Raw genomic sequence first — 10,369 nt, forward strand, 5'->3', positions numbered from 1 at the left:
CGCGATCAGGTGGTGATCGCGACGAAGTTCGGCTTCGACATCGATCCGGCGACCAAGGCGCGGCGGGGGCTCAACAGCCGCCCCGACCACATCCGGCAGGTGGCCGAGGCATCGCTGAAGCGGCTCGGGACCGATCGCATCGATCTGCTCTACCAGCACCGTGTCGATCCCGACGTGCCGATCGAGGATGTGGCCTGAACGACCGGGACGACATCGCCTACGGGACCACGAGGAAGGGCGAGCCGTTCCGGAACGCCGCGGCGACCGTGTCGCGCAGCAGCGTGGCGGATCTCGTGGTCAAACTGGCGATGACGCCTGGTCTGGAAAGCCGTGGCAGCCTGGGGATTCACAAGGCGCCGTGATGCCCGGCGCCGCGGGATGCCTCACCCGCGGTAGCGCAACGCTTCCAACAGCACGGCGAAGGCGGCCGACGGTTGGCGCCGGCTCGGGTAGTACAGGTGATAGCCGGGGAACGGCGGGCACCAGTCCTCCAGAACCCGGACCAGACGGCCGTCGGCGAGATGCGCCCTGACATGGTCCTCCATGACGAAGCCGAGTCCGAACCCCGCGGTGGCGGCGCGGACGATCAAAGGCACGTTGTTGAAGGCCAGTTGCCCCTCAACGCGCACCCGCAACTCGCGGCCATCCTTTTCCAGCTCCCAGGCATAGAGGGCTCCTGAACTCTGGTGACGCAGATTGATGCACTGGTGATCGGCCAGGTCGGACGGCGTGCGTGGAACCCGGCGCGTCCTGAAATAGGCCGGCGCGCCGACAACGGCCATGCGCAGGTCCGGGCCGATCCGGGTGGCGATCATGTCCTTGGCGAGTGCTTCGCCCAGGCGGACGCCGGCGTCGAAGCGCTCCGTAACGATATCGGCCAGTGCGGAATCGAGGCTCAGTTCAACGTGGATATCCGGATAATCGGGAAGCAGCCGTTCAAGCGCCGGCCACAGGACGGTATTGGCGGCATGCTCTCCCGCCGTGATGCGGATCGTCCCGGCCGGCCTGTCACGCAGTTCGGTCAGGGATGCGAGCTGGGCACCGATGCTGTTCAAGGCCGGCCGCAGGGTGGCGAGCAGCCGCTCGCCCGCCTCGGTCGGCGCGACGCTCCGGGTGGTGCGGGTCAGCAGGCGGACGCCGATGCGGGTTTCCAGGCGGCGGATCGTGTGGCTCAGCGTCGATTGCGAGGTGCCCAGCCGCGCGGCGGCGCGGGTGAAGCTCTGCTCCTCGGCAACCGTGAGGAAGGCGTTGAGGTCGACCAGCTCTTCACGCTGCATTCATGAACTCCCGATATGACCGCATGTGATTCATAGCACCTAATCTCTGGAGTGCCTCCCCGCTAATTTATTAGCCGCAGTCGGCGGCCTGAATGGGCGCCGGCGCCAAAGGTGTGGAGGATGAGGGTGAACATCAGGCGCAGCGGGGCGGAAGCCTCGGTGAGAGGCCCCGGTGAGTATTTCACCGGCACCGTCCGGATTGATGCGCCGTTCAGCGGCAACGGCACGCTGAGCGGCGCCACCGTCACTTTCGAGCCAGGTGCGCGCACCACATGGCATACGCACCCGCTCGGGCAGACCCTTCTCGTCACATCCGGGCTTGGCCGCGTGCAGCGGGAAGGCGGCCCGGTCGAGGAAATCCGCCCTGGCGACATCGTCTGGATCGAGCCCGGTGAGAAGCACTGGCATGGCGCCGCACCGCATTGCGCGATGACGCACATCGCCATCGCCGAGATGAAGGACGGCAAGGTGGTCGACTGGCTCGAACCGGTGACCGACGCGCAGTACGGCGGCTGAAGGGCCGCACGACACACCCAAACACAAGGAGACGGAGGATCGTCATGCCACAGGTAATCGTTCTGATCGGAGCCGGTTCAATCGGCCAGGCGATCGCGCGCCGGGTCGGTGCCGGCAAGCATGTTCTGCTTGCCGACCTGCGTCAGGAAAATGCCGATGCCGCGGCAAAAACACTGAGCGAGGCCGGCTTCGACGTCAGCACCACGACGGTCGACGTGTCGTCGCGCTCGTCGGTTCAGGCGCTGGTCGGGACGGCCTTCGCCCGCGGCGAGGTCTTCGGCGTCATCCATGCCGCCGGGGTATCCCCGACGCAAGCCAAGCCGGAAACCATTCTCAAGGTCGATCTCTACGGCACCGCGCTGGTGCTGGAGGAATTCGGCAACGTCATCGCGCGCGGCGGCTCGGCTGTCGTGATCGCGTCGCAGTCGGGTCACCGCCTGCCGCCGCTCACGGCCGAACAGAACAAGGCCCTTGCGACGACGCCCACCGAGGAATTGCTCGCCCTGCCGATGCTTCAGCCCGATCAGGTGAAGGATCCTCTCCACGCCTATCAGATTTCCAAGCGGGGGAACTCCCTGCGGGTGATGGCGGAGGCGGTTCGTTGGGGGAAGCGGGGCGCGCGGGTCAACACGATCAGCCCCGGAATCATCATCACGCCGCTGGCGAAGGATGAACTGGAGGGACCGCGAGGCCCCGGCTACCGGCGCATGATCGAGATCTCGGCGGCCGGGCGGGCAGGAACCCCGGATGAGGTGGGAACTGTCGGCGCGCTCCTCATGGGAGCCGACGGTGCGTTCATCACCGGCAGCGATTTCCTGATGGATGGCGGCGTCACCGCAGCCTATTGGTTCGGCGATCTGGCTCCGAAGTGATGGGTTGGCGGGTAGACCGCATCCAGGTCATCAAGCACCCGCCGCGGTTCTTCCGCCAACGGCATGTTCGCCGTGTCGTGAACACCGTCCAGCGCGCACGACGGATCGGCGTCGAGAGCGGCGAGCAAGCTGTCGACGTCGTCCTGGGCAAGGCCGGGAGCGGCGGCGAGTTCGAAGGTCTTGCGCACCGCCTGGTCGGATGTGAGGCTGCGGACCGAGCATCTCGGCGATCTGGTGCCGGGCGATGACGCCGTCGCTGGGGGCGCCGGCCCGGCGTGTGTCACCCTGTAGCAGCACGAGACGGTGCTCGTCCGGACCGTTGCAGTCGAACCAGCCGGGCCGGGTGACGTCTTCAATGACGATCTGCGCTTGCGCGGGAAGCGGACATGCTCTGGCTTGATCGCGCACCAGGGCGCGCACGGCGTGGGCCTGCTGAATTGCCTCCTCGACAACGAGATGCCCGATGCTGCCGGTCGCGCCGATGACAAGCACGGTCAGGGGAAGCGTTGACATGACGTCTCCTAGAGTGCGATCGCTTCGGATGGAATCGTCTGGAACGTGAATCGCACGAAAAATCAAAAGGCCAGAGTCTGTCTGATGCTTCAGTAAGCATCAGACAGACTCTGGGTGTTCGGACGGCTATTCCGCCGTCCTCAGCAGGCGGAAGCCGATGCTGATGCCGCGGTAGTCGGGGACGTAGCCGCGCCGGAAGGCCGTCCGCCAGCTCGTCGCCGTGGCGTGCCAGCTGCCGCCGCGTACGACGCGTTCGGCTCCCTGTTCCGGCCCTTGCGGATCGGTTGCCGGACTGTTGGCGTAGTAGGCCGGGTCGTACCAGTCCCGCACCCATTCCCAGGCATTGCCATGGATGTCGTAGAGGCCCCAGGGATTCGGTGCCTTGCGCCCGACGGGATGCGTTCCGCCGGTGGCGAAATCCTCGCCATACCAGGCGTAGCGGCCCAACGCCGCCGCGTTGTCGCCGAAGGAATAGGCCGTTGTCGTCCCGGCGCGGGCTGCATATTCCCACTCCGCCTCGGTTGGCAAGCGGTAGCGGTTGCCGCCTTCACGCCCGTTGAGGCGTGCGATGAAGCGTTGCGCATCGTTCCAGGACACCGTTGCCGGGTGGTCGGGACGTGTGATCCGTTCCGCCATGCCGGGCAGGCCGTAATAGGGATTGGAACGGTCGAGCGTGTACGGGTTCGAGCCCATCACCGCTTCCCATTGCGCCTGCGTCACCTCATGGCGGGCGAGGTAGAAGGGCCGGCTGATGGTGACGCTGTGCTGAGGCTTTTCGAAGTCGCGGGCCTCGCGGTCACTGTCGGGCGATCCCATGAGGAAGCTGCCGGCCGGGATCAGCCGAAACTCCATGCCGATGCCGTTGGTGATGGTGTCCGCGGCATTCCGGGCAAGGGCGCCCTTCGAGGTTCCGAGCAGCACGGCAACGGATGCCGCCGAGGCCAGCACCCCACGGCGATTCAGCACCGTCTTCATGATGTCCTCGCAGTGGCGCGTGTGGAGGGAACGAGCAGCCGGGCGCACAGCAGGCTGCCGATCCCGGTGAAGGCGATGACCCAGCCCATCGGCCAGGGCGTGCCGTCCGCGAACGCCCCGACCAGGGCCGAACTGACGATGCCGCTGCCGTAATGGACCGCTCCGATCAGCGCGGACACGGCGCCGGCCCGTTCGGGGTAGCCCGCCATCGCGCCGGCGATGGAGTTGGCGACGATGAAGCCGGTCGCCGAGGCGAACAGGAACAGCGGCACCGCCAGTCCCCAGAGTCCGCCCCAGCCGGTCCAGGCCGCCGCCGCCAGCACCAGTCCGGCGAGTGCCGCCATGCCGGCCCCACCGAGCAGCAGCCGGTCGCTGCCCAGCCGCCGCACCAGCCGCGCGTTGAGGGTGTTGGTGGCCATGATGCCGACAATGCCGGCCCCGAACAGCAGGCCGTACATCTGCGGCGGTACATGATGGTAGGTGACGTAGGCGAAGGGCGTGCCGGCGATGTAGGCGAACATGCCACCGTAGAAGAACCCGCCCGCCCCGGCGTAGCCGAGCAGCCGGCGCTGCCGGATGAGATCGCCGTAACGCAGCAACGCCCGGCCGAGCGGTTCGCGGTTGCGCTGCTCGACCGGCAGCGTCTCGGGCAGGGTGAACAGGGTGGCGAGCGTGATGAAACCGACGCCGACCAGCACCCAGAAGATCGCCCGCCAACCGGCGACGGCGAGAATCTGCCCGCCGACGATCGGCCCAAGCAGGGGGGCCACCGCCATCACCGTCATCAGCGTCGACAGCATCTGGGCGGCGCGATGGCCCTCATAGAGGTCACGGACCATCGCCCGAGCCAGCACCACGCCGGCACAGGCGCCCATGGCCTGCACGATGCGCCAGCCGATCAACGCCCCGGCGCCGCCCGCCATGGCGCAGCCGGCTGAGCCGATGGCGAACAGCACCAATCCGACCGCCACCGGCAGGCGACGGCCGATGCGGTCGCTGATCGGCCCCCAAAGCAGTTGCCCCAGGCTGAAGCCGATCAGATACCCCGACACGGTCAGCTCGACCATGCCGGTATCGGCGCCGAGCGCCCGTCCGATCGCCGGCATGGCGGGCAGGTACAGGTCGGTCGAGATGGAGGCGAAGCCCATCAGCGCGCTGAGAATGCCGAGCACGCGCCAGCCGTGGCTCGGCGCCCGGGCCGGCGCTGTGACGCTGGAGACCATGGACATCACAGTTCCTGCGCTGTTGGGCGGAACAGGATCTCGTTCACATCCACGTCTTCGGGCTGGCTGATCGCGAAGGCGACCATCCGCGCGAAGCTATCGGCCGGAATGGCGACGGCCTGATAGAAATCCTGGATGCCCTTGGCCACGTCGGCCTCGGTGATGCTCTGCGGCAGCTCCGACTGCACCGCCCCCGGCGAGATGATGGTGGTGCGGATGTTGTAGGGCTTCACCTCCATCCGCAGCCCCTCGGACAGCATGCGCACCGCCGTCTTGGTCGCGGCATAGACGGCGCTGCCGGGGCGCACCTTGTGGCCGGCAACCGAGGAGACGTTGATGATGTGCCCGCTCTTCTGCCGCGTCATGTGGGGGAGCGCCGCCGCGATGCCGTAGAGGACGCCCTTGAGATTCACGTCGATCATCCGGTCCCAGTCCTCCACCTTGCCGCGTTCGAGCGGCGAATGCGGCATCAAGCCGGCATTGTTGAGGATCACGTCGATCCGTCCGTGCATGTCGACCGCTTTGTCGACAAGGTGCTTGACCTGCCCGCGGTCGGTGACGTCGGTCTGTACTGCGGCGTCCGGACCGAGAGTCAACTCCCGGGCCAGGGCCTGGAGCCGATCGAGCCGGCGGGCGCCCAGAACGAGCGTCGCGCCTTGGGCGGCGAGGTGCCGCGCGGTGGCCTCGCCCAGTCCGCTGCTGGCGCCCGTGATGACGATGACCTTGCCGTCGATGGTGCCGTTCATTGGTGTCTTCCTTTCGGTCCGATCCGGCGGCGTCCGCCGGCTTCCGGCGTCGGGGATCCGGAACCCGCAGGGGGGCCGGCTCATCGGCCGGGCCGGATTCCGCCCAGCCATCGGGTTGTTTGCGCGAGGGTTTCCCGCTCCTGGTCTGCCTGCATGACGAACGGCTCCAGGATGCGGGATTGCGGTGCATGCGCGGCGACAACCGACATGCTGTCGCCAAAACCATAGCCGCCATGGGTGACGAACGGGACGAGCGTCTTGCCGGACAGGTCGTGACCAGCCAGGAAGGAGCGGATCACCGCAGGGGTGCTCATTCCCCAGATGGGGAAGCCGACGAATATCGGTTCTCCTCCCTCGCTTCGGTCAGAGGCCGGTGGTCTTCATCAGATGCTCGGGATAGCGCTGGCCCTCCACCGCAATCTCCGCAGCGGCGCGCTCGATTTCGACGAGGTCGCCGGCAGTCAGCTCGACAGCCGCGGCGGCGAGGTTCTCGTCCAGCCGGTGCAGCTTGGTGGTGCCGGGGATCGGCACGATCCACGGCTTCCGCGCCAACAGCCAGGCGAGGGCGATCTGCGCCGGCGTGGCCATTTTCTCCACGGCGATGCGCTTCAGCAGGTCGACCAATGCCTGGTTCTTTTCCATCGCCTCAGGCGTGAAGCGTGGGAGAATCTTGCGGAAATCGTTCTCACCGATCTTGGTATCCTTGTCCATGGCACCGGTCAGGAAGCCCTTGCCGAGCGGGCTGTAGGCGACCAGCCCGATGCCCAGCTCCTCGCAGGCATCGAGAATGCCGTTGGTCTCCGGACCACGCGTCCACAGCGAATACTCGTTCTGTAGCGCGGTGACCGGCTGGACCACGTGCGCCCGGCGGACGGTGTGGGCACCGGGTTCGGACAGACCGAAATGCTTGACCTTGCCTTCCCGGATCAAATCCTTGACCGCGCCGGCGACATCCTCGATCGGCACGTTCGGATCGACGCGGTGCTGGTAGAAAAGGTCGATCACTTCGACGCCAAGCCGCTTCAGCGACCCTTCCGCGACCGCCTTGATGCGCTCCGGGCGGCTGTTCACGCCAGCCATCTTGCCGTCGACGATGTTGAAGCCGAATTTGGTGGCGATCACCACCTGGTCACGCACCGGCTTCAGTGCTTCGCCGACGATCTCCTCATTGGTGAAGGGGCCATAGATTTCAGCCGTGTCGAAGAGGGTGACGCCACGCTCCACCGCCTGCCGGATCAACGCGACACTCTCCTCCCGGCTCAGCGCATGACCGTAACTGAAGTTGAGCCCCATACAACCGAAGCCGATCGCCGAAACCTCCAGGCCACTTTTCCCTAGGATACGCGTCTTCATCGCTTCCCCTTCGGCCCACCGGTATGGGCGTTCAACTGTTGCGGTACGCATGAGATAAGCCAATCGACGCCTGTCGATTAGACGGTGTGATCAACATGAAGCTATATCTTATTTTCATGAATGGGCGGCCGGGTGCGCATGCGCTCCAACCTTGCTCCTGGCCCACGGCGTGGGGCGGAGCGATCAGCCCATACGTTCCTCGCCCGAGGGGCGGCGCGTCTGCATCGGACCTGGGATCGTTTCGGAGTGACGCGGAATACCGAAGCCGCGCTCGGTTCCCGCCAGCAGAATGACGTAGAAGGTCGTAACGACAAGTCCGATGCCGATGCAGATCATCGCTGCTCCTCCCGCCCGCCGCGGCTGCCTGATCCTCCGATCATCGAAGGCCAAGGTGGAATGGAGGTGCCGGACGGAGGCCAAGGCGGCGCCGACTTTGCCGGCGGCGGATGGGGGTAGTCCCGTGGTGGCACTCGACCCGGCTGGATGCGCGGAAAATAGGTCAAGTCGGACCCGCCGACCAGGCGGCATGGCCGGCATGAGGTCATGTCCATGCTTCATGAATACGCGGCGGCCACGGAACCGGATGGTGCCTTGGCGCTGTCACGCCTCCCATCGGAGTGGCATCAGGCCGCGATCTGCCGCGCTGCTGTACGCCTGCCCTGTCGGTCGTCACCGACGACATGCATTGCCGGAAGCGTGAGGACGGCGCGCAAGCCGCCGTCCTGCCGGTTCTCCAGGCAGATGTCGCCACCATGGCCGCGGACGATGGAGCGGGCGATCGACAGCCCAAGCCCGACGCCGCCGGTGCTCCGGTTGCGCGACGTCTCAAGCCGGACGAAGGGTTCGAACACCCGCTCGATGTCCGCCGCAGGGATGCCAGGCCCTCGGTCCTCAACGGTCACGCGGATGTCGCCGCCGTCGGGACGCACGTAAACCCTGGCCTCTGCACCATAGGCGATGGCGTTTTCAACGAGGTTGCGGACGACCCGCCGCATGGCGATCGGGCGGCATACCGCTGGCAGTTTGGCGGCACCATCGAAACTCACCGGGGCGCCGACGTCGGCCATGTCCTCGCACACGCTTTCAACCAACGAGACGAGATCCACGGCCCGCGCCTCCTCGCCGCCCTCCTCGCGGGCGAAGGACAGCATGGCCTCGGCGGTGAGCCGGAGTTCCTCCACATTGTCCAGCATGCGCTGCTTCGTTTCGCCCTCGTCGAGCAGTTCCACCCTCAGGCGCAGATTGGTGATGGGGGTGCGCAGGTCGTGGCTGACCGCTGCCAGCATCCGCGTGCGGTCATCGACGAAGCGTCGCAGGCGCGCGCCCATGGTGTTGAAGGCGGTCGCTGCACGGCGAACCTCGTCAGGCCCCCTCCGCTCGTCCAGCTCCACCGACTCCCCCCGTCCAAGCCGCTCGGCCGCTTCGCCAATCTGCTTGAGTGGCCGCGAGATGCGGCACGAGATGAAGAAGGCGACCAGCGCCACCATGGCGACCGAGGTCAGGATGGAGAAGTACAGCGAGCTGTTTGACACTGCCGGCCGTGCCGGCTGTACCGTGGCTGCGTTCAGCCAGCGGCCGTCGGGGAAGAGGGTGGAAACCATGAGTTTCAATTGCTCCGACCCGTCCGGTGCCGCGAGCGCGGTGCCGGCGGGCCGCTTGATCAGAACGCGGATCTCCCGTACGGCGTCGCCCACCTGCGCTTTCAGCCGGTCGCGCGCGGCAAGGGCTTCGGCTGTCGGTGCCGCCGAGGAGTCGATCTGCTCGCGATCCCACCAAAGCCTGAATTCGCCGCTGCTCACCGCGTCCAGAGCGTCCTTGTGCAGAGGCGGCGGAGCGGCGGCGATCAAACGGATGGCCGCTGCCGTCCGGGTGAGCGTGTCGTCCACACGCAGTTGCTGCATGGCGAGCGCGCGCTCGTCCATATAGGCATACCAGCTGCCCAGCTTGGCCACGAGGACGGCCGCGACCAGCAGCAGGACCATCTGCGTGAACAGGGTACGTGGCACGAGGCGGCGGAGCGGTGCGGTCATGGCAGCTCGCTGACGCTGGCGGCGAAGCAATAGCCGCCGCCCCAGACGGTCTTGATCAGGCTGGGACTGCGCGGGTCGGTTTCCACCTTGCGGCGCAGCCGGCTGACCTGGTTGTCGATGCTGCGGTCGAAGGCGTCGGCGGTACGGCCCTTGGTGAGGTCCAGCAGCTGGTCGCGTGACAGCACGATGCCGGGATGGCGCACGAAAGCTTCCAGCATCAGATACTCCGAGGTGCTGAGCGAGACCGCGATCCCGTCGCTGCCGGTCAACTCCCGCCGCCCAAGGTCGAGTACCCAGCCGTCGAACGCCACGCGCTGGCTTTCGCCACGCCGCCGCGCCGGATCGACCGGCAGGCTGCGGCTGCGGCGCATCACCGCCTTGATGCGGGCCAGCAGTTCGCGCGGCTCGAACGGCTTCGGCACATAGTCGTCGGCCCCCATCTCCAGACCGATGACGCGCTCGGTGAATTCGCCGAGGGCAGTCAGGAAAATGATCGGCAGCTCGGTGGTTTCCCGCAGGTGACGGCACAGGCTGAGGCCGTCCTCTCCCGGCATCATGATGTCCAGCACGACGAGATCCGGCGCCGCGGTCCGCAGCAAGCGCCTTGCCGTTGCGGCATCCTCCGCCGTGGTGACGCGCAGCCCATGGCGGTCGAGATAGCGTGCCAGCGTCTCGCGGATGTCGCGGTGATCGTCGACCAGCAACAGATGGATGGGCGCGTCTTCGGTTGGGAGCGGCATGGAACACCGTGGAAACTGGAACTGCCGGCAATACGGTCCTGCAATGCCGGGACAGTGGCACGGCCGGGCGGGTCGCCAAAGCGCGAATGTGTAAAAATCTGTATCAGCTTCGCCGCTTTGCCAC

12 protein-coding genes and 2 pseudogenes are annotated in these 10,369 nt (G+C 66.7%); 3 read left to right on the forward strand and 11 right to left on the reverse strand.

Features of this window, described 5'->3' with window-relative positions; translation table 11 throughout:
* Nucleotides 1-195 (forward strand): annotated as a pseudogene (locus tag I71_RS16580) (aldo/keto reductase); the annotation flags it as partial.
* Between the two features lie 188 nt (nucleotides 196-383).
* Here I71_RS16580 and I71_RS16585 read toward each other — a convergent pair.
* Entirely contained in the window at nucleotides 384-1,277 is an 894-nt protein-coding gene (locus I71_RS16585) for a LysR family transcriptional regulator (RefSeq protein WP_042695954.1), read from the reverse strand.
* A 126-nt stretch (nucleotides 1,278-1,403) separates the two neighbouring features.
* Between I71_RS16585 and I71_RS16590 the strand changes: the two genes are divergently transcribed.
* Entirely contained in the window at nucleotides 1,404-1,793 is a 390-nt protein-coding gene (locus I71_RS16590) for a cupin domain-containing protein (RefSeq protein WP_042695955.1), read from the forward strand.
* 44 nt (nucleotides 1,794-1,837) lie between these two features.
* A complete protein-coding gene (locus I71_RS16595; protein ID WP_042695956.1) occupies nucleotides 1,838-2,665 on the forward strand; it encodes an SDR family oxidoreductase in 828 nt (275 codons plus the stop codon).
* Here the strand turns inward: I71_RS16595 and I71_RS39810 are convergent.
* From I71_RS39810 to I71_RS16630, 10 genes and pseudogenes are all read right to left on the reverse strand, one after another.
* Nucleotides 2,635-2,853 carry a hypothetical protein gene (locus tag I71_RS39810; RefSeq protein ID WP_244433879.1) on the reverse strand — a complete coding sequence of 73 codons (219 nt, stop codon included), beginning with the start codon at nucleotides 2,851-2,853 and terminating at the stop codon, nucleotides 2,635-2,637. The two genes, I71_RS16595 and I71_RS39810, sit on opposite strands and share 31 nt — an antisense overlap.
* A 160-nt stretch (nucleotides 2,854-3,013) precedes the next feature.
* Nucleotides 3,014-3,178 (reverse strand): annotated as a pseudogene (locus I71_RS41025) (NmrA family NAD(P)-binding protein); the annotation flags it as partial.
* 126 nt (nucleotides 3,179-3,304) lie between these two features.
* On the reverse strand, nucleotides 3,305-4,153 hold the full coding sequence (locus I71_RS16600) for a formylglycine-generating enzyme family protein (protein WP_042695957.1): 849 nt from the start codon (nucleotides 4,151-4,153) through the stop codon (nucleotides 3,305-3,307).
* Complete coding sequence (locus I71_RS16605) at nucleotides 4,150-5,382, reverse strand: multidrug effflux MFS transporter (RefSeq protein WP_042695958.1); 1,233 nt, start codon at nucleotides 5,380-5,382, stop codon at nucleotides 4,150-4,152. Before I71_RS16605 ends, I71_RS16600 begins: the two co-directional genes overlap by 4 nt.
* The gene (locus I71_RS16610) at nucleotides 5,382-6,122 is read right to left on the reverse strand and encodes an SDR family oxidoreductase (RefSeq protein ID WP_042695959.1); all 741 of its coding nucleotides are present in this window, start codon (nucleotides 6,120-6,122) and stop codon (nucleotides 5,382-5,384) included. Before I71_RS16610 ends, I71_RS16605 begins: the two co-directional genes overlap by 1 nt.
* Before the next feature lie 80 nt (nucleotides 6,123-6,202).
* On the reverse strand, nucleotides 6,203-6,463 hold the full coding sequence (locus I71_RS16615; protein WP_280109886.1) for a flavodoxin: 261 nt from the start codon (nucleotides 6,461-6,463) through the stop codon (nucleotides 6,203-6,205).
* A gap of 22 nt (nucleotides 6,464-6,485) precedes the next feature.
* Complete coding sequence (locus I71_RS16620; RefSeq protein WP_042695961.1) at nucleotides 6,486-7,475, reverse strand: aldo/keto reductase; 990 nt, start codon at nucleotides 7,473-7,475, stop codon at nucleotides 6,486-6,488.
* Nucleotides 7,476-7,658: 183 nt separating this feature from the next.
* The gene (locus I71_RS38340) at nucleotides 7,659-7,811 is read right to left on the reverse strand and encodes a hypothetical protein (protein WP_159107395.1); all 153 of its coding nucleotides are present in this window, start codon (nucleotides 7,809-7,811) and stop codon (nucleotides 7,659-7,661) included.
* A gap of 287 nt (nucleotides 7,812-8,098) precedes the next feature.
* Nucleotides 8,099-9,505 (reverse strand): cell wall metabolism sensor histidine kinase WalK, encoded by a 1,407-nt coding sequence (locus tag I71_RS16625; RefSeq protein WP_049976164.1) that lies wholly within the window; start codon nucleotides 9,503-9,505, stop codon nucleotides 8,099-8,101.
* Nucleotides 9,502-10,245 carry a response regulator gene (locus I71_RS16630; protein WP_042695962.1) on the reverse strand — a complete coding sequence of 248 codons (744 nt, stop codon included), beginning with the start codon at nucleotides 10,243-10,245 and terminating at the stop codon, nucleotides 9,502-9,504. Before I71_RS16630 ends, I71_RS16625 begins: the two co-directional genes overlap by 4 nt.
* Between the last annotated feature and the right edge of the window lie 124 nt (nucleotides 10,246-10,369).

The organism is Azospirillum sp. B506, assembly GCF_000333595.1.
GTDB lineage: Bacteria > Pseudomonadota > Alphaproteobacteria > Azospirillales > Azospirillaceae > Azospirillum.